Genomic DNA, 22,468 nt, shown 5'->3' with positions numbered 1-22,468 from the left:
GTCCCACCGCCGCCGGGTCGCCCTCGCGGAGGGGTTCGACGTTGGGCATGAGGGGAGTGACTCCTGTGAGCACGTACTACCCGATGACCGTCAAGAAGCACCTGCGCGCGCAGGAGGTGGCCCTGCACAACCACCTGCCCTGCGTCTACCTGGTCGACTCCGGCGGCGCGTTCCTGCCCAGGCAGGACGAGGTCTTCCCCGACCGGGAGCACTTCGGGCGCATCTTCTACAACCAGGCCACCATGTCGGCCCGCGGCATCCCGCAGATCGCCGCCGTGCTCGGCTCGTGCACCGCCGGCGGCGCGTACGTGCCGGCCATGAGCGACGAGGCGGTCATCGTCCGCGGCCAGGGCACGATCTTCCTGGGCGGTCCGCCCCTGGTGAAGGCGGCCACCGGCGAGGAGGTCACGGCCGAGGAGCTGGGCGGCGGCGACCTGCACTCCCGGGTCAGCGGCGTCACCGACCACCTGGCCGAGGACGACGCCCACGCCCTGGCCATCGTCCGCGACATCGTCTCGACGCTGGCCCCCCGGGCCCCCCGTCCCTGGGACACGGTCGCGCCCGAGGAGCCGCGGCACGACCCGCGCGACCTCTACGGCCTCGTCCCGGCCGACACCCGCCAGCCCTACGACGTGCGCGAGGTCATCGCCCGGCTGGTGGACGGCTCGCGCTTCCTGGAGTTCAAGGCCGAGTACGGCTCCACCCTCGTCACCGGCTTCGCCCACCTGCACGGCCACCCGGTGGGCATCGTGGCCAACAACGGCATCCTGTTCAGCGAGTCGGCGATGAAGGGCGCGCACTTCATCGAGCTGTGCGACCAGCGCCGCATCCCGCTGGTGTTCCTGCAGAACATCAGCGGGTTCATGGTCGGCAAGGCGTACGAGGCGGGCGGCATCGCCAAGCACGGCGCCAAGATGGTCACGGCCGTGTCGTGCGCGCGGGTGCCCAAGTTCACGGTGGTGATCGGCGGCTCGTTCGGGGCGGGCAACTACGCCATGGCCGGACGGGCGTACTCGCCCAGGTTCCTGTGGATGTGGCCCAACGCCCGCATCTCGGTCATGGGCGGCGAGCAGGCGGCGAACGTGCTGACCACGGTCGGCAACGCCGACCCCGACGCCATCCGCGCCCAGTACGAGCACCAGGGCAACCCCTACTACTCCACCGCCCGGCTCTGGGACGACGGCGTGATCGACCCGCTCGACACGCGCACCGTCCTCGGCCTGGCCCTGTCCGCGGCGGCCAACGCGCCGCTCGAACCCGCCGGCTACGGCGTCTTCCGGATGTGATCATGTTCTTCGACCGTGTTCTCATCGCCAACCGGGGCGAGATCGCCGTCCGGGTCGTCCGGACGCTGCGCGCGCTCGGCATCGAGTCGGTGGCGGTGTTCACGCCGCCGGACGCGGGCGCCAGGCACGCCCGCGAAGCAGACATCGCCCTCGAAGTCTCGAAATATCTGGACATCGAGGCGATTGTTGAGGCGGCGCTCGCCTCCGGCGCGCAGGCCGTGCATCCCGGCTACGGCTTCCTGGCCGAGAACGCCGCGTTCGCGCGGCGCTGCGCCGAGGCCGGGCTCGTCTTCGTCGGCCCGTCCCCCGAGGCCATCGACGCCATGGGCGACAAGATCCGCGCCAAGGCCACCGTGTCGGCGGCCGGGGTGCCGGTCGTCCCCGGCGGGGCCGAGCCGGGCGACGACCTGGCGCAGTGGGCCGACTTCCCGGCGCTGATCAAGCCGTCCGCGGGCGGCGGCGGCAAGGGCATGGTGCTGGTGCGCTCGGCCGCCGAGCTGCCCGACGCGCTGGAGTCGGCCCGCCGTACGGCGCGGGCGGCGTTCGGCGACGGCACCCTGCTCATCGAGCGCTACGTCGAGAACCCCCGGCACATCGAGATCCAGGTCATGGCCGACGCCCACGGCAACGTCGTGCACCTGGGCGAGCGCGAGTGCAGCCTGCAGCGCCGGCACCAGAAGATCATCGAGGAGGCGCCGTCGCCCTTCGTGACCCCCGGCATGCGCGCCGACATGGGCGCCGCGGCCGTCGAGGCCGCCCGCTCGGTCGGGTACGTCGGCGCGGGCACGGTCGAGTTCATCGTCGACGGCACCACCGGCTCCTACCACTTCATGGAGATGAACACCCGGCTCCAGGTCGAGCACCCGGTCACCGAGCTGGTCACCGGCCTGGACCTGGTGGAGCTGCAACTGCGCGTCGCGGCCGGCGAGCCGCTGCCGTTCGGCCAGGAGCAGGTGCGGCTCGACGGCCACGCGGTCGAGGCGCGCGTCTACGCCGAGGACCCGGCGCGCGGCTTCCTGCCCAGCGGCGGGCGCGTGCTGGCCCTGCGCGAGCCCGGCGACGACGGGCCGGGCCGGGTGCGGGTCGACTCCGGCCTGGCCGAGGGCGGGGTCGTCGGCAGCGACTACGACCCCATGCTGTCCAAGGTGATCGCCTGGGCGCCGGACCGAGAGGCGGCGCTCAGAGCGCTCGACCGGGCGCTGGCCCGCACCGCGGTCCTGGGCGTGGTCACCAACGTGCCGTTCCTGCGCGGGCTCGCCCGCCACCCCGCGGTCGTGGCGGGCGAGCTCGACACCGGCCTGGTCGAACGGGTGCTGCCCGGGCTGCTGCCGGAGTCCGGCGTGCCGCGCGAGGTGGCCGCGGCGGCGGCGCTGATCTTCCACACGCTGCCGCAGGGCCCGGACCCCTGGCAGGTCACCGACGGCTGGCGGGTCGGCGCGCCCGCCTGGACGACCTGGCGGCTGGAGTCGCGCGACGGTGTGCACGCGGTGCCCGTCCGCGGCCTGCCCGGCCGGTCGGCCGAGGTGCTGCTCGACGGAGAGGCGGTGCCCGCCCGGGTCACGACCGGCGGCGGCGCGGCGGCCGTCACGCTCGGCGGCCGGACCACCCGCTACCTGACCGCCCGCCACGGCGACACGCTCTGGCTCGGCAAGGACGGCGAGTCGTGGGCGTTCACCCGCCACCTCATCGGCGACCCGGGCGACCGGCCCGGCGCCGCGGGGGCGGCCGACGGCGTGGTGCGCAGCCCCATGCCCGGCACCGTCCTGCTGGTCAAGGTGCAGCCCGGCGACCGGGTGAGCGAGGGGCAGCCGCTGGTCGTCGTCGAGGCCATGAAGATGGAGCACACGGTCACCGCCCCCTGCGACGGCGTGGTCGCCGAGCTGCCCGTCCAGCCGGGCAAGCCGGTCGACATGGACGCCGTGCTGGCCGTGGTCACCGGTGAGGAGGCGTGATGCCGTACCGCATGCGAGGGCTTCCCGAGCGGGTCACGGTCTACGAGGTGGGCCCGCGCGACGGCCTGCAGAACGAGTCGGCGATCGTGCCGGTCGAGGTGAAGGCCGAGTTCATCGACCGGCTGGCCGACGCCGGCCACCAGGTGATCGAGGCGACCAGCTTCGTGCACCCCAAGTGGGTGCCGCAGCTGGCCGACGCCGGTGAGCTGCTCGGCCGCCTCGACCGCAGGCCCGGCGTGCGCTACCCGGTGCTGGTGCCCAACGAGCGCGGGCTCGACCGCGCGCTGGAGCTGGGCGTCACCGAGATCGCCATCTTCGCCAGCGCCACCGAGACCTTCGCCGCCAAGAATCTCAACCGCACGCTGGAGAGCCAGTTCGACATGTTCGAGCCGGTCGTGGCCAGGGCGCTGGAGCACGGGCTGCGGGTGCGCGCGTACGTGTCGATGTGCTTCGGCGACCCCTGGGAGGGGCCCACGCCGGTCGGGCAGGTCGTCGCGGTCGGCGAGCGGCTGCTCGGGCTCGGCTGCTACGAGCTGTCGCTCGGCGACACGATCGGCGTCGGCACGCCGGGCCACGTCACCGAGCTGATCGGCGCGTTCGGCGGCCCCGAGCGGCTCGCCGTGCACTTCCACGACACCTACGGGCAGGCGCTCGGCAACACGCTCGCCGCCCTGCAGGCGGGCGTGACCACCGTCGACGCCTCCACCGGCGGCATCGGCGGCTGCCCGTACGCCGAGTCCGCCACCGGCAACCTGGCCACCGAAGACCTCGTGTGGATGTTGTCGGGGCTCGGCATCGAGACCGGGCTCGACCTGGACAAACTCGTGTCCACCAGCACCTGGCTGGCCGAGCGGCTGGGCCGGCCCAGCCCCTCGCGCGTCGTCCAGGCCCTCGCGAAAGGCTGATCATGCTGAACGACGAATACCAAGAGTTGCGCAAGACCGTCGAGGCGTTCGCCCGTGACGTGGTGGCCCCCGTGATCGGCGACTACTACGAGCGCGAGGAGTTCCCCTACGACATCGTGCGCAAGATGGCCGACATGGGGCTGTTCGGCCTGCCGTTCCCGGAGGAGTACGGCGGCATGGGCGGCGACTACTTCGCGCTGTGCCTGGCCCTTGAGGAGCTGGCCCGCGCCGACTCCAGCGTGGCGATCACCCTGGAGGCCGCCGTCTCGCTGGGCGCGATGCCGATCTACCGGTTCGGCACCGACGAGCAGCGCCAGGAGTGGCTGCCCCGGCTGGCCTCCGGCGAGATGCTGGGCGCGTTCGGGCTGACCGAGCCCGGCGGCGGCTCCGACGTGCCGGGCGGCATGCGGACGACCGCCGTGCTCGACGGCGGCGAATGGGTGATCAACGGGACGAAGGCGTTCATCACCAACTCCGGCACCGACATCACCGGCGTGATCGGCGTGGCCGCGCTCACCGGCGAGCGGGAGATCTCCACGATCCTGGTGCCGAGCGGCACGCCGAGGTTCACCGTCTCCAAGAAGTACTCCAAGGTCGGCTGGAACGCCTCCGACACCCGCGAGCTGTCCTTCTCCGACTGCCGGGTGCCCGCCGCCAACCTGCTCGGCGAGCGCGGACGCGGCTACGCGCAGTTCCTGCAGACCCTCGACGAGGGCCGCATCGCCATCGCCGCCCTCAGCGTGGGCCTGGCCCAGGGCTGCGTGGACGAATGCCTCAAGTACGTCAGGGACCGCAAGGCGTTCGGCCACCCGATCGGCCACTACCAGGCCATCCAGTTCAAGATCGCCGACATGGAGGTGCGCGCCCACACCGCCCGTCTGGCCTACTACCACGCGGCCGAGAAGATGCTGGCCGGGGTGCCGTTCAAGAAGGAGGCGGCGATCGCCAAGCTGGTGTCCTCGAACGCGGCCATGGACAACTCCCGCGACGCCACCCAGGTGTTCGGCGGGTACGGCTTCATGAACGAGTTCCCGGTCGGCCGCTTCTACCGCGACGCCAAGATCCTGGAGATCGGCGAGGGCACCAGCGAGGTGCAGCGCATGCTCATCGCCCGCCAGCTCGGCCTCGGCGACCTCTGACCGGAGGCCGTACCGGACGTCACGGCACACTCCCGTGGCACGATGGACGAAAGGGCACAGAGGTTCTAGTGTCGTACCTCATGACGGCGGACGATCTTCTCATCAGGAGGGCGGAGAAGGCGGACGCGGACGAGGTGTTCGCGTTGGCGCGCGAGTTCGGGCTGACCTTCAGGCCGGAGCGCGCGGCCTTCGACGCCGCGCTCCCGCAGCTCCTGCGCAACGAGGACGCCCTGCTGCTCACGGCCGTGGTGGGCGGGCGCGTCCACGGGTACCTGCTGGGGTTCGTGCACCTGACGCTGTTCGCCAACGGGCCGGTCGCCTGGGTCGAGGAGGCGATGGTCCAGCCGGGCTCGCGCCGGCAGGGCATCGGCCGCCGGCTGCTGGAGGAGTTCGAGGCGTGGGCACGTACCCGTCAGGCCGGGTACGTGGCGATGGCCACCCGGCGGGCGCCGGAGTTCTACCACGCCCTGGGGTACGAGGCGTCGGCCACCTTCTTCCGCAAGGTTTTGCGCTGACAGACGACGGCCCGGAGTTTCGGTCCGTTTTGTCGGTGTTTGATGGCATCCTTGGGGCGTGAGCATTCACACCGTCAGCCCCCTGTTCGTCGGGCGCGCCCGCGAGCTGCACGCTCTGGGCGACGCCCTGGCCAGAGCGCGTGCGGGCGCGTCGTCCACCGTGCTCGTGGGCGGCGAGGCGGGGGTCGGCAAGACCCGCCTGATCAGCGAGTTCATCGACCGGGCGGGCGAGGCGCGGGTGCTCGTCGGCGGCTGCCTGGAGCTGGGCACCGAGGGCCTGCCGTTCGCGCCGTTCACGGCCGTGCTGCGCGGGCTCGTGCGCGAGCTGGGGCGCGACGGCGTGGCGGCGCTGGTGCCCGGCGGCACGACGCGCGGGCTGGCCCGGCTGCTGCCCGAGTTCGGCGAGCCGGACAAGGACGGCGCCGAGGCGCGGGCCCGGCTGTTCGAGCAGGTGCTCGGGCTGCTGGAGCGGCTGGCCGAGGAGCGTCCGGTGCTGCTGGTGGTCGAGGACGCCCACTGGGCCGACCGCTCCACCCGTGACCTGCTGTCGTTCCTGGTCCGCTACCAGCGCACGGCGGCCCGGCTGATGATCGTGGTCACCTACCGCACCGACGAGCTGCACCGCACCCATCCGCTCCGGCCGATGCTGGCCGAGCTGGGCCGCATCGAGTGGGTGAGCCGGATCGAGCTGCGCCGCCTCACCCGCAGGGAGGCCGTCGCGCAGGCGGCCAGCATCCTGCGGCGCGAGCCGTCGGCCGCCGCGATGGACCTCATCTACGCCCGCAGTGAGGGCAACCCGCTGTTCGTCGAGGCGCTGCTGAGCGAGGCCGACGGCGGCGACATGCTGCCCGAGTCCCTGCGCGACCTGCTGCTGGCCAGCGTCGAGCGGCTGCCCGACGAGACCCAGGAGCTGCTGCGGGTGGCCAGCGCGGGCGGCCAGCGCATCGAGCACGACCTGCTGAGCGCGGTGGCCGGGCTCGACGACACCGCCCTGTCGCGGGCGCTGCGCCCCGCCGTGGCGGGCAACGTGCTGGTGGTCGACGGCGAGGGCTACGGCTTCCGGCACGCGCTCATCCGCGAGGCGCTCCACGACGACCTGCTGCCCGGCGAGCACACCCGCCTGCACACCCGCTACGCGCAGGCACTCGAACGCGACCTGTCGATCCTGCCCGCCCCGCGCGGCGCGATCGAGCTGGCCCACCACTGGCACTCCGCCCACGACTCCACCTGGGCGCTGGTCAGCGCCTGGCGCGCGGCCGCCGCGGCCCGCAAGTCCACCGCCTACGACGAGCAGCTCCGGATGCTCTCGCGGGTGCTGGAGCTGTGGGACCAGGTGCCCGACGCCGCCGAGCGCATCGGCTGCGGCCGCCTCGACGTGCTCAGGCAGACCTCGACGGTCGCCCACCTCGCCGGCGAGTACGAGCGCAGCCTGGCCCTGGCCGGGGCCGCGCTCGCCGAGGTCGACCTCGACGCCGACCCGATCACCGCGGCCACCCTGCTGCGCCAGCGCGGCCTGACCCGCTACGACCTGGGCCGCGCCGGCTATCTCGACGACCTGCGCCAGGCGGCCGAGCTGGTGCCCGCCGAGCCGCCGAGCAAGCTGCGCGGCCAGGTCCTGGAGACGCTGGCGCGCATGCTGCACCGTCCCGAGGACTGGCCGGAGAAGCTGGCGACGGCGCAGCTCGCCATGGAGATCGGCCACCAGATGGGCGACGCCAACGTCGAGGCCCACGCGCTCATCAGCCTCGCCTGGGCACGGTCGCGCTTCTCCGACATCGAGGCCCAGCTCGGGCAGTTCGCCGAGGCGCGCCGGGTCGCCCGCGCCCAGGGCGCCTACAACGCGCTGATGCGCTGCGCGATCTCCGAGTCCGACGCGCTGGAGGGCGCCGGACGGCACGAGCGGGCCGCCCAGGTCGCCCGCGAGGGCGTGCAGGAGGCCGGGCACTACGGCCTGGCGCGCACGTCCGGCACCTTCCTGGCGATCAACCTGACCGAGCCGCTGCTCTCGCTGGGCCGCTGGGACGAGGCGCTCCAGGTGGTCGAGCAGGCGCTCGACCTCGCGCCGCCGGCCCCCTACCGGGCCAGTCTCCAGGGGTTCCTGGTGGACATCGCGCTCGCGCGGGGACAGATCGACCGGGCCGACAAGCTGCTGTCGTCCTCCGCCAGCGTGTTCGCGCGCGGGACCTACCGGGACCAGACCGTGCTGCCGCAACTGCGCAGGCAGGTTCTGCTGCTGCGGGCGCAGGGGCGGCTCGGCGAGGCGCTGGAGGCCGCGTCCCGGGGGCTGGAGAACCAGGACCTGCTGCCCTCGCCGCGTTACGCCTGGCCGCTGCTGGTTACGTTCGCGCAGCTCGCCCGGCCCGCGCTCGGCGAGGGCGGGGCGCCGTACGCGGGGGTCGCGGCGGCCCTCGTGGCGCGGCTGCGGGAGGTCGCGCGGGAGCTGGCCGTGGACGGCGACCTGCAGGAGGCGCAGCGGCTGACGTTCGCGGCGCTGACCGGGCCGGAGGAGGGGCTCGGCGGGGCGGCCCAGCTCAAGGCGTGGGAGTCGGCGGTGGCGGCCTGGGCGGGGTTGGGGCAGCCGTACGCGGAGGCGCAGTGCCTGGTGGGGGCCGCACAGGCGGCGCTGGCCGAGGGCGACCGGCGCGCCGCGGCCGGGATGGTGACGCGGGCGCGGGAGCTGGCCGCGCAGCTGGGCGCCACGCCGCTGCTCGAACAGCTCGACGTGTTCGGACGGCGGGGCCGCGTCGGCGGCGCCGACGAGCCCGAGGGGCCGCCGCTGGGGCTGACCGCGCGCGAGCTGGAGGTGCTGCGCGAGGTGAGCAACGGGCGCAGCAACCGGGAGATCGCCGCGGTGCTGTTCATCTCGGTGAAGACGGTCAGCGTGCACGTCTCCAACATCCTGGCCAAGCTGGGCGTCGCCACTCGCGGCGAGGCGGCGGCCACGGCCCACCGGCTGGGCCTGTTCGGGTGACCGCGGCGGAGCGTCAGCCGGTGAGCTGGGCCTCCAGGCGGTAGCCGTCCACCGTGACGTAGACCTGGTCGCCGGGGCGCGCGTTCAGGCGCATGAGCACCGGCTGCAGCGAGTCGAAGACCGGCTGGTGGCCCTGCCAGACCAGCACGATCGCGTTGTCGCCGGGGCCGGTCACCGACAGCAGGGTGCCCGGACGCATGCCGAGCTGGGCCGCGTAACCCTCCGGCACCGGCACCGGGCCGCCCCTGAGGTGTTCCGGGGTGACCTCGATGCGCTGCCAGCGGCGCGGGTCCGACGACGGGCTCGGCAGCGGCGGAGGCGGCGTGGACGGCGTTCCGGCCAGGCTGCCGGGCAGCATGCCGGACCGGCCGCCGGACAGCGCCGACAACGTGGCCAGGGCCGCCGAGGGGTCGATCGAGTTCGCGCCCGCCGTCGGGATGGGCTGGCCGCCCCGGTGGTGGTGGCCGTTGGCGCCGGGCGTACGGCGGGGGAGGGGCTGGGCGGGCTGCGGGGAGGCGTCCGCCGGGCCGGGGGCCGACTCCGAGGGCAGGGCGTCGAGCCACGCCTTGGCGGAGTGGGCGCGGATGCCCAGCTCGGCCAGCAGCTCGACGACGTCGGTGTCCGGCGGGGCGGCGGCCAGGAGCTGCCGCGTACGGGCCTGGAGGCCGTGGATGTCACCGACGACCAGCCAGCCGTCCTGGAGGCGGCGGTCGGGCATGAGCGTCACCAGGACCCGCCACAGGGGCGTGCGCAGCGACGGGACCATCGCCGGGTGGGCCGGGTCGGCGCCGATGAGCTGCTCCTCGGTGGCCGCCGCGCCGAGCCATTCGGTGAGCCGGAACATGTGGCCGGTGACCGGCGCCGACTCCGACGAGCGCAGCCAGTGCAGGACGCGTTCCTCGGCGGTGCGCTGGGCCTGGGAGAGCACGTCGCGGTCCACCAGCAGCTTGTGCGCCAGGGTGCGCAGGCTGACCGGGTCCTCGGCGAACAGCCGGTGCACGGCGACGGCCAGCTCCAGCTTGTCCAGGCCGCGGAACAGGCCGTCCACGACGCGGACCATCGCGTGGTCGGGGTCGGCGGGCACCGGGCCGGGAGCGGCCGTCCCGCCGGGGACGGGGGCGGTGTACGGGGGGCCGTCGGCGCCGGCCTGCGGGCCGCCGTCCGGACGCCCGGCGGTGGGACGCTGCGGCAACCGCGCACCACCCTGCGCCGGGAAGGACCCGGTCTGAGGCCCGCTGGACGGCTGCGCGGGGAACGAGCCGGTCTGAGGCCCGCTGGCGGGCTGCGCGGGGAACGAGCCGGTCTGAGGGCCGTTGGCGGGCTGGGCCGGGAACGAGCCGGTCTGGCGGCCGCCTTCGGACTGCGCCGGGAACGAGCCGGTCTGGCGGGTGGCGTCGGGCTGGGCGGTGAAGGAGCCGGTCTGGTGTCCCTGGGCGTTCTCCGGCGCGGGGAACGAGCCGGGCTGCTGGGCGGCGGGGCGGGCCGCGGCCGGGCGCTGCGGCAGGCCGCCCTCACCGGCCGGGGCCGGGCGCGGGGCGCCCTGGGGCTGGGCCGGGAAGGCGTCGCTGTGCGGGGTGAAGGCGGCGGGCGGGCGCTGGGGGCCGCTGGCGGGCTGGGCGGCGTACGCACCGGCTTCGGCCACCGGGACGGCCGGGAAGGACCCCGTCGCGCCGCGCGCGAGCGGACGGGTGACGTCCGGCGAGCCGGACTGCTGGGCGGGTACGGCCTCCCGCTGCGCCGGGATGCGCCCGAGCACCTCGCGCAGGACCGAGCCGACCACCACCTCGGGCGTCGCGGACGGGGTGGCGAGATCGCCGGGCGACAGGCGGCGCAGCCGCTGCCAGCCGCCGAGCCCGGTGATCGCCGTACGGGTGGCCTCCGGCCAGCCGGGCAGCGCCGGATCGACCTGATGGACGGCGAGCGCGGGAAGCAGGTCCACCAGCGGGAGATGGTCCCAGCGGGAGGAGATCAGCCGGGCGAGCCGTTCGCAGACCCAGTCGAGACCCGCCGTGCCGAGCGCCCTGGACACCGCTAGCGAGGACCACCACCCCGCCGGCAGCCGCGGATCACCCAGCACCTCGGCCACCTGCTGAGGGCGGCTCCAGCGCAGAGCAGGGACGAGGTCGCTCAGGCAGATCGATGACTCGACTTCCATCGGCGGACCTTAACCTCCCCAGTGGGCCGCGTGGGCAACCCGGTACGCATGTGGCTAATGGTGCAGCCTACGCGGCAAGCTATCAATCAGTGTGAATAGGGTAAAGACGGTTCAGATCCAAACCGTACCGTGGACGGCCGCCCACCTGGGCCACACATTGCGCACCGGCACGGCAACCCGCCTCCAGCGCGAGCGCGGCGTCCGCCCCCTGGAGGGAGGCGGTGAGATACCCGGCCGCGAAGGCGTCACCGGCGCCCGTGGAGTCCACGACCTCGGCGGACACGCCCGCGCACGTCGCCGTGACCTTGCCGTCCACCGCCACCAGCGCGCCCTCGGCGCCCAGTTTCACGACCGCTGTGCCGTACGTCTCACTCAGCAGCACGGCGGCCCGCTCCGGCGCCGGGACGCCCGTCAGGACGAGCGCCTCGTCCAGGTTCGGGATGATCAGGTCGGCCGCGGACGTCTCCCGCATGAAACGTTCGACGCCGAAGTCCCGCAGCGGGCCCGTCGAGGCCGGGTCGATGCTGACCGGCACCCCGGCGGCGACGGCGTCCCGGACGGCGGCCCTGGCCAGGCGGAGACCGGGGGCCGCGAACAGCGTGTAACCCGACAGGTGCAGCCGGCCGACCCCGTCCAGCAGGGACGGGTCCCAGTCGGCGTCGGAGATCAGGCCGCCCGCGCCGCGGTTGGTGAGCATGGAACGCTCGCCGGTCTTGTCCACCATGGCGATGACGACCGCCGTGGGGTGCTCCTGGTCCACCAGCACGTGGGGCCGGACGCCCGTCCTGACCAGCTCGGTCGTGTGCCACTCGCTGCTGTCGTAGCCGAGCTTGGCCAGCAGCCGCGAGTCGGCCCCCAGGTGGGCGGCCCAGGCGGCGGTGTTCGCGCCCGAGCCGCCGGGCCGCAGCACGATCTCCGCGGCGGTGTCGGTGCCCGCCATGACCGGGGAGCCGTGCAGCGCCACCACGTCGGTGACGACGTCACCGATCACCAGGAGGCCGGTGTCGCTCACGCCCGCGACCAGGCCACGGCGATCTCGGCGGCCAGGGCGGTGTTCCCGCGCACGGCGGCCAGGTTGGCCTCCAGCGACGCGCCGCCGGTGCCGTTGACGAGGTAGCTGAGCAGGAACGGCGTGATCGCCTGCCCCTTGACGCCCTCGCGCTCGGCGGCGGCCAGCGCCTCGGCCAGCACGCGGTCGTGCAGCGCCGGGTCGAGCTGCTGGTCCCGCGGCACCGGGTTGGCCACGATGAACGCGGTCTCCGGGCCGGCCAGCGCGTCCTGGCCGCGCATGACGGCGGCGGCGTCCTCGGGCGACTCGATCCGCCAGTCGATCGGCTGGCCGGAGGAGTTGAGGTAGAAGCCGGGGAAGGTGTCGGTGCGGTAGCCGGCCACGGTCACGCCGCGCGTCTCCAGCCGCTGCAGCGTGGCCGGCACGTCGAGGATCGACTTCACGCCCGCGCAGACGACCGTGATGCGGGTGCGGGCCAGGGTGTCGAGGTCGGCGGACTCGTCCTGGTCCTCGGTCCAGCCGCGGTGCACGCCGCCCAGGCCGCCGGTCGCGAAGATCCGCACACCGGCGCGGGCGGCCAGGAACGACGTGGCCGACACGGTGGTCGCCCCGCTCGCCTTCAGCGCGGCGGCCAGCGGCAGGTCGCGCTGACCCAGCTTGCGCAGCCCGGACTCGGTGGCGATGCGCTCCAGCTCCAGCTCGTTCAGGCCGATCCTGGCCACGCCGTCGAGGACGGCGATCGTCGCCGGGACCGCGCCCGCCGCGCGGACCACTCCCTCCAGCTCGCGGGCCACCTCCAGGTTGCGCGGCTGCGGCAGGCCGTGGGAGATGATCGTGGACTCCAGGGCCACGACGGGCGCGCCGCCCGCCAGGGCCTCGGCGACCTCGTCGGACGGCTGAAGAAGGGGATCGGTGGCGCTGCGCATGACGGGTTTCAAGCTCCTTGAGTGGTCCTGGCCGGTTCAGGGAGAACGGCGTACCTGACGGAATTTGTTCCGAACAGAGCAGCGTACGGTGGCCTGGCCAGGACGTCCACTCGGGCGGCCCTCACAGCAGCACGGCGACCCCGGTGAGCGAGACGGCGGCGATGAGCCCGGTGGCGATGGCGCCGAGCAGCACGGCCCGCCCGCCCTTGACGAGTTTGCGCACGTCGATCCCGGTGCCCAGGCCGAACAGGGCGGCGGCCATGAGCACGTTGGTGACCTGCGGGACCGCCCGCGTGACGACGTCCGGGACCCAGCCGGTGCTGCGTACCGCCACCATGACGAGGAACGCCGCCACGAACAGCGGCATGACGGGCGTCCGGCGCCCCTCCCGCCGGCCGGCCGCGGGCGCACCGGTCACGGAGCGGCGGGCACGGAAGGACGTCAGGGCGACGATGGGGGCCAGCAGGACGACGCGGGCCAGCTTCACCGTCACCGCGGCGGCCAGGACGCCCGACGCCGCGCCGATCGCGGCCACCTGCGCCACCTCGTGCACGGCCGCGCCGGTCCAGACGCCGAGCTGGGCCGGCGACAGCCCGAGCAGCGCCGCCAGCGCCGGGACGGCCACGATGGCCGCGCTGCCGTAGAGCACGACCACGCTCAGCGCGGCGGCCGCGTCGTCGTCGTCGGTGTCCTCCGCGCTCTCGCGCATGGCCGCGACCGCCGCCGCCCCGCAGATCGACACCCCGGTCGCCACCAGCAGCGACGTGCCGGACGACAGGCCCAGGCGGCGGCCGATCAGCGGCGTCACCGTGAACGTCACGCCGGTCGCGGTCACCACGATCACCAGCGTCTGCCAGCCGAGCGCGAGCACCTGCGGCAGCGCGATCTGGAGCCCGAGCAGCGCGATCGCCACCCGCAGCACCCGCCGGGCCACGAACGCCAGCCCCGGCCTGAACCGCTCCCAGACGGCCCCCGCCCCGCCCCACCGCGCGGACGTCGCCGCCCAGGCCGCGAGGTTGGCCAGGACCGCCCCGGACAGCACCGCGATCACCGCCGGGCTGAACGCCGGGGCGAACCGGTTCGCCACCATGGCCACCACCACGGCGACGGCCGCCAGCCCGATGCCCGGCCACACCGACGCCGCGGGGACGGCCGGCGCCGCGCCGCCTCGGGGGTCGGGGGTCGGCCGGGGCGCGGTGAGCGGGGGGATCCGCTGGTCGGGGAGAGGCATGATCCCAGTCTTCGGGCCCTGCGTACCGGCCGGTAGACACGCGTTGACTGGGAGGCCATAGCCTGTGGCTATGAGTGCGCTGCCGGATCTCGACTCGCTGAAGCTGCTGGTCGACGTGGGCGAGCTGGGCAGCCTGGGCCAGGCGGCCAAGGCGGCGGGCATGGCCCAGCCGTCGGCCAGCAAGCGGGTGGCCATGCTGGAGCGCCGCCTCGGCGTCCCGTTGCTGGAGCGCACGCCGCGCGGGTCCACGCTCACCGCCGAGGGCCGGATGGTGGCCGGATGGGCGGCCCAGGTGCTGGCCGCGGCCGAGGAGCTGATGCGGGCGGTGGAGGCCGTGCGGCACAGCGAGGCGGCCCACCTGCGGGTGGCCGCCAGCATGACGGTGGCCGAGTACCTGGTGCCGCGCTGGCTCGGCGAGCTGCAGAACCGCGAGCCCGAGGTCCAGGTGGGGCTGGACGTGGTCAACTCCGCCGACGTCGCGGCCAGGGTGCTGGGCGAGGAGGTGGAGCTCGGCTTCGTCGAGGGGCCGACCGTGCCGGAGGGGCTGGACAGCCGGGTGGTGGGCACCGACCGGCTGGTCGTCGTGGTGGCCCCCGGCCATCCCTGGGCGCGCCGCCGTACGGCCCTGCGCGGGGCCGAGCTGGCCGCCACGCCGCTGGTGGTACGTGAGCCAGGCTCGGGTACCCGGGAGACGCTGGACGTGGCGTTCAAGAGCCTCCACCGGGCCAGCCCTCGCCTGGAGCTCGGGTCGAACTCGGCGGTCAAGGGGGCGGCGCAGGCCGGGGCCGCGCCCGCGGTGCTCAGCGGTTACGCGGTCGAGGCGGACATCGCGACCGGCCGCCTGGTCGAGGTGCCCCTCGCCGGGCTCAACCTGGTCCGGAACCTGCGCGCGGTGTGGCGGCGCGGGCGCTCGCTCACCGCCCCGGCCGCCACGCTCCTGGCCATCGCCAGCCGTCCGTGAGCACGTCCCCGAAGGTGGCCGTTGACGCCGCCTGGAACGCGATCTAGCTTTCCCTTAGGAAAGTTTCCTAAAAGTAAGAGCGCGTTCACCCCCCGAACCTCAGGAGACTCCGCATGAGCCTTCGTCGTCCCCTCGTCGCCCTGGCCGGATCGGCGGTGATGTGCCTCGCCGCGGCGGGCCTGGCGCCGTCGCCCGCCCTGGCCGCGCCCACCGACTGCACCGCCTGGGTCAGCGGCGGCTACGCCTACAGCAGCTGCGCCTCCGGCACCGGCCAGCACGCCGTCGGGGTGGAGCAGTCGCACCCGTACGCCGGGCCGATCGTCCTCACCGGCGGCTGGACGGCCGTCGGCGGGGTCTCCTCGGTACGGCTCACGCCGTGGCCGGTCAAGCGCGTCTGGGTGAACAGGACGGGCTGACGGATCCGGGCCCGGCCGGGAGGGGACCCCGGCCGGGCCCACCCGCGAGTGGCCGCGCCATCTCCGCACGAACCGTTGACTAAGGGCACAGGTCGGGTCATAAGGTGCGGGGATGGGTGCGTATGACGTCGTCGTGGCAGGTGGCGGGCACAACGGGCTGGTCGCGGCCGCCTACCTCGCCGGAGCCGGCCGCCGTGTCCTCGTGCTGGAGCGCCTGGGGCACGTCGGCGGCCTGGCGATCTCCACGCGGGCCTTCCCGGGCGTGGACGTCCGCCTGTCCCGCTACTCCTACCTGGTGAGCCTGCTGCCCACCCGGATCGTCCGCGACCTCGGCCTCGACCTCGACCTGCGCCGCCGCCGGTACGCCTCCTACACCCCCAAGGGCGACACCGGCCTGCTCGTCGACAACGAGGACGAGGCCCGCACCGCCGCCTCCTTCCGCGCCGTCACCGGCGGCGAGCACGACCACCGCGCCTGGCGCGACTTCTACGCCATGACGGCGGACGTGGCCCGCGTCCTGGCCCCCACGCTGCTCGAACCCCTGCGCACGCCCGCCGAGATCGAGCGCCTGGTCGGCCCGGAGGCCTGGCGCGACCTGTTCGCCCGGCCCGTCGGCCAGACCGTGGACGAGCGGTTCGCCGACGACACCGTGCGCGGCGTCGTGCTCACCGACGCGCTGATCGGCACGTTCGCCGACCCGTCCGCCGACCTGCTGGCCAACAGGTGCTTCCTCTACCACGTGATCGGCGACGGCACCGGCGAGTGGAACGTCCCGGTGGGCGGCATGGGCGCGGTCTCCGGCGCGCTGGAGCGGGCGGCCAGGCGGGCCGGGGCGGAGATCAGGACCGGCGCGGAGATCGTCGGCATCTCGCCGTCGGGCGAGGTCACGTACGTCGCCGAGGACGGCGAGCACACCGTGGACGGCCGCCACGTGCTGGTCAACCTGCCCCCGGCGGTGCTGGACCGGGTGCTCGGCGGGCCCGCGACCGTGCCGGAGGGCGCGCAGCTCAAAATCAACATGGTGCTCGCCCGGCTGCCCCGGCTGAAGGACCCCTCGGCCGATCCCCGGGCCGCCTTCAGCGGCACGTTCCACATCAACGAGGGGCGCGACCAGCTCGCGAAGGCGTACGAGCAGGCGGCGCGAGGGGAGATCCCGGAATCGCCGCCCGCGGAGGTCTACTGCCATTCCTTGACGGACCCGTCCATTCTGGGGCCGGAACTGCGGGGGAAGGCCGAGACGATGACCCTGTTCGGCCTCCACATGCCCGCCCGACTTTTCCGGGAAAATCCAGAAAAAGCGCGTGAGGATGCGTTGCGGGCCACGTTCGCCTCCATGAACGCGGTGCTCGCCGAGCCCATCGAGGACTGCCTGCTCCGCACCCCCGACGGCGCCCCGTGCGTCGAGGTCAGAACCCCCGTCGACCTGGAGAGGGACGCGGGACTGCCGGGCGGCCACATCTTCCACGCCGACCTGAGCTGGCCGTACGCGGAGGAGAGGGGATGGGGCGTCGAAACCGGGCACGAACGCATCCTGCTGTGCGGCGCCGCGGCCCGCAGGGGCGGCGGCGTGAGCGGGATCGGCGGCCACAACGCGGCCATGGCGCTGCTGCGGCCCTGAACCGGGCCGGAAGGACCGCCGTTCCCCGGCGGCGATTTCTCAGGGCACATCGATGATCCCGTTCATCGTGCTCTCATAGTGGGCTCATATCTTGTGACACATGAGTGAGCCCGCACGGTTGCTGGTGGTGGACGACGAGCCCGCGTTGCGCGAGGCGCTGCAGTCGAGCCTGGAGTTCGAGGGCTACCGGGTCGGCACCGCCAACGACGGGCAGGCGGCGCTGGAGGCGCTGGCCGGCGAGCCGTACGACGCGGTGCTGCTCGACGTGATGATGCCGCGGCTCGACGGGCTCACCGCCTGCCGGCGGCTGCGGGCCCAGGGCAACCACATCCCCGTGCTCATGCTCACCGCCCGCGACGCCGTCGGCGACCGGGTGTCCGGGCTCGACGCGGGGGCCGACGACTACCTGGTCAAGCCGTTCGAGCTGGACGAGCTGCTGGCCCGGGTGCGCGCGCTGCTGCGCCGCGGCGCGCTCAACGCGGGCTCGGCCGACGGCGGCACGCTGTCCTACGGCGACCTGCGCATGGACCCGGCGACCAGGGAGGTCACCCGCGGCGCCCGCGCGCTCGACCTCACCAGGACCGAGTACCTGCTGATGGAGCTGTTCCTGGCCCACCCCCGCCAGGTCCTGACCCGCGACCAGATCCTCAACGAGGTGTGGGGCTTCGACTTCGAGCCGACCTCCAACTCCCTCGACGTGTACGTCATGTACCTGCGCCGCAAGACCGAGGCCGGGGGAGAGCCCCGGGTGATCCACACGGTCCGCGGGGTGGGGTACGTCCTACGGGCCACACCGTGATCCGCAACAGCCTGCGCGCCCGGCTGACGCTGCTCATCACCTTCGCCGTGGCGCTGGCGGTCGCGATCAGCGCCGGCGCCTGCTTCCTGATCGTCCGCCACCAGACCTACGAGCAGGCCGACCGCCAGCTCGGCTCCCAGCCGGGCAAGGACCCCAGCAACGACCTGGTCTGGATCCGCAAGAACTGCCGCGCCACCCCCGCGCCGAAGGACCACTACGGCCCGCCGCACTCCACCCAGCTCATCCTCGCCAACGGCACCCCGCCCTGCTACGTGGGCCCCGCGCTGGTGGTGACGCCCGAGGACATGGCGGTGGCCAAGGGCGAGTGGCCCGAGTCCAGGCACTTCCACAACGGCGTCACCGCGGACGGCACCGAGATGCGCGTCCTCACCCAGCAGATCGCGCCGGGCGTCGCGGTGATGGACGCAGCCCCCCTGCGCGAGCTGCGCAACACGCTGAAGGCGGTGGCGCTGCTGCTGGGCGGCGTGGCGCTGTTCGGCGTCCTGCTGGCGGCCTGGGTCGGGCTGCTCATCGCGCGCGCCGCGCTGCGTCCCGTCGTCCGGCTGACCAAGGCGGCCGAGCACATCGCCGAGACCGAGGACCTCAACACCCGCATCCCCGTCCAGGGCAACGACGAGATCGCCCGGCTCAGCTCCTCCTTCAACGCCATGACCGCCGCCCTGGCCGGTTCCCGCGAACGCCAGCAGCAGCTCGTCGCCGACGCCGGTCACGAGCTGCGCACCCCGCTCACCACCCTGCGCACCAACATCGACCTGCTGCTGCGCAGCGAGCAGACCGGCAGGCAGCTCGACCCGGGCGCCAAGGAACGCCTGCTGGTCAACGTCAAGGCGCAGTTCGCGGAGCTGTCCACGCTGGTCGGCGACCTGCTCCAGCTCGCCAGGGGCGACACCGACCACGAGCCGCACGTCGAGCTGGCCCTGCACGACGTCGTCACGGCCGCCGCCGAACGCGCCCGGCTGCGCGGCGCCGACGTGCGCACCGACCTGCACCCCTGGTACGTCGTCGGCAGCCCCGCCTCGCTCGAACGCGCCGTGCTCAACCTCATCGACAACGCCCGCAAGTTCAGCCCCGAGGGCCAGGTCGAGGTCTCGCTCAAGGACGGCCGGCTGACGGTCCGCGACCACGGCCCCGGCATCCCCGAGGAGGAGCTGCCGCACGTCTTCGAGCGCTTCTGGCGCTCGCCCTCGGCCCGCGGCCTGCCCGGCTCCGGGCTGGGCCTGGCGATCGTGGCGCAGGCCGTGTCCGAGACCGGCGGCAAGGTGCGGCTGTCCAACGCGCCCGGCGGCGGCGCGATCGCGACGATCGATCTTCCCGGAACTCTCACGCGTCACTCACAATCGGATAAGTCCTCTCAAAGACCCGAATCGTGAGCTGGCTGCATGGAGACAACAGCGGTAAGGACGCGCCTGGTAGAGGTGGTCGTCCCGGTCCACAACGAGCAGCGGGCGCTGCGGGAGAGCGTCGCCCGGCTGCACGCCTACCTCGCCACCACGTTCCCGTACGGCTTCCGCATCACCATCGCCGACAACGCCAGCACCGACGACACCTGGCGGCTGGCCACCGAGCTGGCCCGTGAGCTGCCGCAGGTACGGGCCGTGCACCTCGACGAGAAGGGCCGCGGCCGGGCCCTGCGCCGAGTCTGGTCCACCAGCGAGGCCGACGTCGTCAGCTACATGGACGTCGACCTGTCCACCGACCTGGACGCCTTCCTCCCGCTGGTCGCCCCCCTGCTGTCGGGCCACAGCGACCTGGCCATCGGCACCCGCCTGGCCAGAGCCTCGCGGGTGGAGCGCGGGCCCAAGCGGGAGTTCATCTCCCGCTCGTACAACCTGCTGCTGCGCTCGGTGATGGGCGCCGGGTTCTCCGACGCGCAGTGCGGGTTCAAGGCCGTGCGCACGGAGATCGCGCAGGCGCTGCTGCCCGCCGTCGAGGACGAGCAGTGGTTCTTCGACACCGAGCTGCTGCTGCTGGCCGAGCGGCACGGCCTGCGCATCCACGAGGTCCCCGTCGACTGGGTGGACGACCCCGACAGCCGCGTGGACCTCCTGCGGACCGCCCTGGACGACCTGCGCGGGCTGGCCAGGGTGGCCCGCAGGACCCTGTCGGGCGCGGCGCGCCTGCCGATGCCCGCCCGGGTGCGGCGGGCCGAGCTGCCGAAGGGGATGGCCAGGCAGCTGCCCAGGTTCGCGATCGTGGGCGTGGTCAGCACGCTGGCCTACCTGGCGCTGTTCTCGATGTCCCGGCAGGTCGTCCCCGCGCAGCCCGCCAACGCGGTCGCGCTGCTCGTCACGGCCGTGGCCAACACGGCGGCCAACCGCCGCTTCACGTTCGGGGTCAAGGGCTCGGGCGGGGCGCTGCGCGACCAGTTCGAAGGCCTGATCGCGTTCCTGGTGGGGCTGGCGCTGACGTCGGGGAGCCTCGCGCTGCTGCCCGGCGGGGTCTCGCACGGGGTGGAGCTGGTGGCGGTCATCGCGGCCAACGCGGCGGCCACCCTCGTGCGGTTCCTGCTGCTGCGCGTGTGGGTGTTCAACCCCCGGCGCAGGAGCGGGCGGTGACCGCCGTCGTCGCGCCCGCCCGGGTGCGCGCGCTGACCGGCGCCGCGGGCGACCCGCGCTGGTCGCGGCCCGCGATGTGGACGGTGCTGGCCGCCGCCTTCGTCCTGTACGCCTGGGCGCTCAGCGGGAACGCCAACGAGTACTACGCCGCCGCCGTCCTGTCGGGCACGCGGAGCTGGAAGGCGTTCTTCTTCGGCGCGATCGACGCCGGGTCCTTCATCACGGTGGACAAGCCGCCGCTCGCGCTGTGGGTCATGGGGCTGTCGGCGCGGATCTTCGGCCACGGCACGTACAGCATGCTGATGCCGCAGGTCCTCGCGGGTGTGGCGGCCGTCGGGACGGTGTACTCGGCGGTCCGCCGGTCCTTCGGGCGCACCCGTCAGGGGCACGTCGCGGCGCTGGTCGCGGCCGTGGTCATGACGCTCACCCCGATCACGGTGGCCATCAACCGGGACAACAACCCCGACACCGTGCTCGTGCTGCTGCTGGTGCTGGCGGCCTGGTTCTGCCTGGAGTCGCTGCGCACGGCCCGGCTGCGGCCGCTGCTCCTCGCCGCGCTGTTCGTGGGGCTCGGGTTCAACGCCAAGATGTTGCAGGCGTACCTGGTGGTGCCCGCGTTCGGGGTGGCGTACCTGGTGTGCGCTCGTCACGGCCTGGCCCGGCGGGTGGGGCACCTGCTGGCCGCCGGGGTCGTGCTGGTCGGGTCCAGTGCCTGGTGGATGGTGGTCGTCGACCTCTGGCCCGCCGCTTCGCGGCCCTACGTCGGCGGCTCGACCGACAACACGGTCCGGGACCTGGTGATCGGCTACAACGGGCTCGGCCGGATCTTCGGCCAGGACCGGGCCGGCGGCGGGTCCGGCGGCGCGAACTTCGGCGGGCAGGCCGGGGCCGGGCGGCTGTTCAACGACGTCATGGCCGGGCAGATCTCCTGGCTGCTGCCGTTCTGCGCGGTGGCGCTGGCCTTCGCCGTGCTGCTGCGGGCGCGCGGGACCGTCTTCGACGGGGCCGCCTGGCTGCTGTGGGGCGGCTGGCTGGTCGTGCACCACGTCGTGTTCAGCTTCTCCCATGGAACGTTCCATCCCTACTACACGACCGCGATGGCGCCCGCCGTGGCCGCGCTGACCGGCATGGGGGCGACCGTGATGTGGCAGGCGTACCGCGGGTCGCGGGGCTGGGCGTGGGCGCTGCCCGCGGCGGTCGCGGTGACCGGCGGGTGGGCGTTCGTGGTGCTGCGCCGCACGCCGGAGTGGCTGCCGTGGCTGGCCTGGGTCGTGCTCGGGGCGACCACAGTGGCCGTGGTGGCGCTCGTGACAGTGATCGTGACAGGGCTCGTGACAGGGCTCGTGGCGGGCAGGGGGCGGGTGGCGGGCCGGGTGACCGTCGTGGCGCTGGCGGCCGCTGTGGTCGCGGGGCTCGCCGGTCCGGCGGCCTACGCCGTCTCACCGCTGGGGGCGCCGGTGAACGGGACCAACCCCACGGCGGGCCCGTCCACGGGCCGCACGGGCGGCCCCGGCGGCTTCGGCGGCCCGCCACCGGGCGGCGAGCTCCCCGGCGCCCGGACGGACGCCCGCCAGGGCGACGAGCCGCCTCAGGGAGAGCCGGGCGCCCGGGAGCGCGGTTCCATGGGCGGCGGCGTGGCCGGCTCGACGGTGCAGTACCTGGTCGCCAACCAGGGCCGGGCGACGTGGCTGGTGGCCGTGGGCAGCGCCCAGCAGGCGTCCTCGATCATCCTGTCCACCGGCCGCCCGGTGATCGCCATGGGCGGTTTCACCGGCTCCGACCCCGCCATGACCGTCCCCCGCCTCCGGGAGCTCGTCTCGTCGGGACGGCTCAGGTACGTGCTGCCCGGCGGCCGGGGCGGCCCCGGCGGCGGCGACACCGCGGTGACCACCTGGGTCACCGCCGACTGCGCGGCCGTGGACGGCCACACCGGCCTGTACGACTGCGCCCCCTGAGGAAGCGACGGCGGCCGCGGGGCCCGTCTCCGCGGCGCGCTATAGGCTGATCGG

The 22,468-nt window shown here is 74.0% G+C and carries 16 protein-coding genes and 1 pseudogene; 13 read left to right on the top strand and 4 right to left on the bottom strand.

Features of this window, described 5'->3' with window-relative positions; translation table 11 throughout:
• Positions 1–71 precede the first annotated feature (71 nt).
• The 6 genes and pseudogenes from ACWEJ6_RS16105 to ACWEJ6_RS16080 form a co-directional block, all read left to right on the top strand.
• Positions 72–1,286, top strand: a pseudogene (locus tag ACWEJ6_RS16105) (carboxyl transferase domain-containing protein); the annotation flags it as partial.
• A 2-nt stretch (positions 1,287–1,288) separates the two neighbouring features.
• Positions 1,289–3,238, top strand: coding sequence for an acetyl/propionyl/methylcrotonyl-CoA carboxylase subunit alpha (locus tag ACWEJ6_RS16100; RefSeq protein ID WP_452424321.1), 1,950 nt, complete (start codon positions 1,289–1,291; stop codon positions 3,236–3,238).
• Positions 3,238–4,143, top strand: a complete 906-nt coding sequence (locus tag ACWEJ6_RS16095; protein WP_364337916.1) for a hydroxymethylglutaryl-CoA lyase — start codon at positions 3,238–3,240, stop codon at positions 4,141–4,143. The genes ACWEJ6_RS16100 and ACWEJ6_RS16095 overlap by 1 nt, the downstream gene beginning before the upstream one ends.
• 2 nt (positions 4,144–4,145) lie before the next feature.
• Entirely contained in the window at positions 4,146–5,282 is a 1,137-nt protein-coding gene (locus ACWEJ6_RS16090) for an acyl-CoA dehydrogenase family protein (RefSeq protein WP_452424318.1), read from the top strand.
• An 80-nt stretch (positions 5,283–5,362) separates the two neighbouring features.
• Complete coding sequence (locus ACWEJ6_RS16085; protein WP_364337917.1) at positions 5,363–5,797, top strand: GNAT family N-acetyltransferase; 435 nt, start codon at positions 5,363–5,365, stop codon at positions 5,795–5,797.
• Between the two features lie 58 nt (positions 5,798–5,855).
• Entirely contained in the window at positions 5,856–8,768 is a 2,913-nt protein-coding gene (locus tag ACWEJ6_RS16080; RefSeq protein WP_452424316.1) for a helix-turn-helix transcriptional regulator, read from the top strand.
• 13 nt (positions 8,769–8,781) lie between these two features.
• Here the strand turns inward: ACWEJ6_RS16080 and ACWEJ6_RS16075 are convergent, their stop codons facing one another.
• The 4 genes from ACWEJ6_RS16075 to ACWEJ6_RS16060 form a co-directional block, all read right to left on the bottom strand.
• Positions 8,782–10,923 (bottom strand): hypothetical protein, encoded by a 2,142-nt coding sequence (locus ACWEJ6_RS16075; RefSeq protein WP_452424314.1) that lies wholly within the window; start codon positions 10,921–10,923, stop codon positions 8,782–8,784.
• 82 nt (positions 10,924–11,005) lie between these two features.
• Complete coding sequence (locus ACWEJ6_RS16070) at positions 11,006–11,935, bottom strand: carbohydrate kinase family protein (protein ID WP_452424312.1); 930 nt, start codon at positions 11,933–11,935, stop codon at positions 11,006–11,008.
• On the bottom strand, positions 11,932–12,858 hold the full coding sequence (locus ACWEJ6_RS16065; RefSeq protein WP_358285202.1) for a pseudouridine-5'-phosphate glycosidase: 927 nt from the start codon (positions 12,856–12,858) through the stop codon (positions 11,932–11,934). Before ACWEJ6_RS16065 ends, ACWEJ6_RS16070 begins: the two co-directional genes overlap by 4 nt.
• A gap of 121 nt (positions 12,859–12,979) precedes the next feature.
• Positions 12,980–14,089 (bottom strand): YeiH family protein, encoded by a 1,110-nt coding sequence (locus ACWEJ6_RS16060; protein WP_452424310.1) that lies wholly within the window; start codon positions 14,087–14,089, stop codon positions 12,980–12,982.
• Positions 14,090–14,159: 70 nt separating this feature from the next.
• Between ACWEJ6_RS16060 and ACWEJ6_RS16055 the strand changes: the two genes are divergently transcribed.
• From ACWEJ6_RS16055 to ACWEJ6_RS16025, 7 genes are all read left to right on the top strand, one after another.
• Positions 14,160–15,050 carry a LysR substrate-binding domain-containing protein gene (locus ACWEJ6_RS16055; RefSeq protein WP_358285206.1) on the top strand — a complete coding sequence of 297 codons (891 nt, stop codon included), beginning with the start codon at positions 14,160–14,162 and terminating at the stop codon, positions 15,048–15,050.
• 113 nt (positions 15,051–15,163) lie between these two features.
• Positions 15,164–15,466, top strand: a complete 303-nt coding sequence (locus tag ACWEJ6_RS16050; RefSeq protein WP_352320270.1) for a hypothetical protein — start codon at positions 15,164–15,166, stop codon at positions 15,464–15,466.
• A 112-nt stretch (positions 15,467–15,578) separates the two neighbouring features.
• Positions 15,579–17,084, top strand: coding sequence for a phytoene desaturase family protein (locus tag ACWEJ6_RS16045; protein WP_452424307.1), 1,506 nt, complete (start codon positions 15,579–15,581; stop codon positions 17,082–17,084).
• Positions 17,085–17,184: 100 nt separating this feature from the next.
• On the top strand, positions 17,185–17,883 hold the full coding sequence (locus ACWEJ6_RS16040; protein ID WP_358285211.1) for a response regulator transcription factor: 699 nt from the start codon (positions 17,185–17,187) through the stop codon (positions 17,881–17,883).
• Positions 17,880–19,274, top strand: coding sequence for a sensor histidine kinase (locus ACWEJ6_RS16035; RefSeq protein ID WP_452424305.1), 1,395 nt, complete (start codon positions 17,880–17,882; stop codon positions 19,272–19,274). The genes ACWEJ6_RS16040 and ACWEJ6_RS16035 overlap by 4 nt, the downstream gene beginning before the upstream one ends.
• Positions 19,275–19,283: 9 nt before the next feature.
• The gene (locus ACWEJ6_RS16030) at positions 19,284–20,459 is read left to right on the top strand and encodes a glycosyltransferase (protein WP_452424303.1); all 1,176 of its coding nucleotides are present in this window, start codon (positions 19,284–19,286) and stop codon (positions 20,457–20,459) included.
• A complete protein-coding gene (locus ACWEJ6_RS16025; RefSeq protein WP_452424301.1) occupies positions 20,456–22,414 on the top strand; it encodes a glycosyltransferase family 39 protein in 1,959 nt (652 codons plus the stop codon). The genes ACWEJ6_RS16030 and ACWEJ6_RS16025 overlap by 4 nt, the downstream gene beginning before the upstream one ends.
• The last annotated feature ends 54 nt before the right edge of the window (positions 22,415–22,468 follow it).

The sequence above is a fragment of the Nonomuraea sp. NPDC004702 genome, assembly GCF_053601695.1.
The sequence above is the reverse complement of the archived record's forward strand: the minus strand, read 5'-3'. Positions and strand labels throughout refer to the sequence as shown.

Excerpts from the sequence above, each read along its gene's own strand:
- ACWEJ6_RS16100 (WP_452424321.1), top strand. The coding sequence starts at position 1,289 with ATGTTCTTCGACCGTGTTCTCATCGCCAACCGGGGCGAGATCGCCGTC.
- ACWEJ6_RS16095 (WP_364337916.1), top strand. The coding sequence starts at position 3,238 with ATGCCGTACCGCATGCGAGGGCTTCCCGAGCGGGTCACGGTCTACGAG.
- ACWEJ6_RS16090 (WP_452424318.1), top strand. The coding sequence starts at position 4,146 with ATGCTGAACGACGAATACCAAGAGTTGCGCAAGACCGTCGAGGCGTTC.
- ACWEJ6_RS16085 (WP_364337917.1), top strand. The coding sequence starts at position 5,363 with ATGACGGCGGACGATCTTCTCATCAGGAGGGCGGAGAAGGCGGACGCG.
- ACWEJ6_RS16075 (WP_452424314.1), bottom strand. The coding sequence starts at position 10,923 with ATGGAAGTCGAGTCATCGATCTGCCTGAGCGACCTCGTCCCTGCTCTG.
- ACWEJ6_RS16065 (WP_358285202.1), bottom strand. The coding sequence starts at position 12,858 with ATGCGCAGCGCCACCGATCCCCTTCTTCAGCCGTCCGACGAGGTCGCC.
- ACWEJ6_RS16060 (WP_452424310.1), bottom strand. The coding sequence starts at position 14,089 with ATGCCTCTCCCCGACCAGCGGATCCCCCCGCTCACCGCGCCCCGGCCG.
- ACWEJ6_RS16055 (WP_358285206.1), top strand. The coding sequence starts at position 14,160 with ATGAGTGCGCTGCCGGATCTCGACTCGCTGAAGCTGCTGGTCGACGTG.
- ACWEJ6_RS16050 (WP_352320270.1), top strand. The coding sequence starts at position 15,164 with ATGAGCCTTCGTCGTCCCCTCGTCGCCCTGGCCGGATCGGCGGTGATG.
- ACWEJ6_RS16045 (WP_452424307.1), top strand. The coding sequence starts at position 15,579 with ATGGGTGCGTATGACGTCGTCGTGGCAGGTGGCGGGCACAACGGGCTG.
- ACWEJ6_RS16040 (WP_358285211.1), top strand. The coding sequence starts at position 17,185 with ATGAGTGAGCCCGCACGGTTGCTGGTGGTGGACGACGAGCCCGCGTTG.
- ACWEJ6_RS16030 (WP_452424303.1), top strand. The coding sequence starts at position 19,284 with ATGGAGACAACAGCGGTAAGGACGCGCCTGGTAGAGGTGGTCGTCCCG.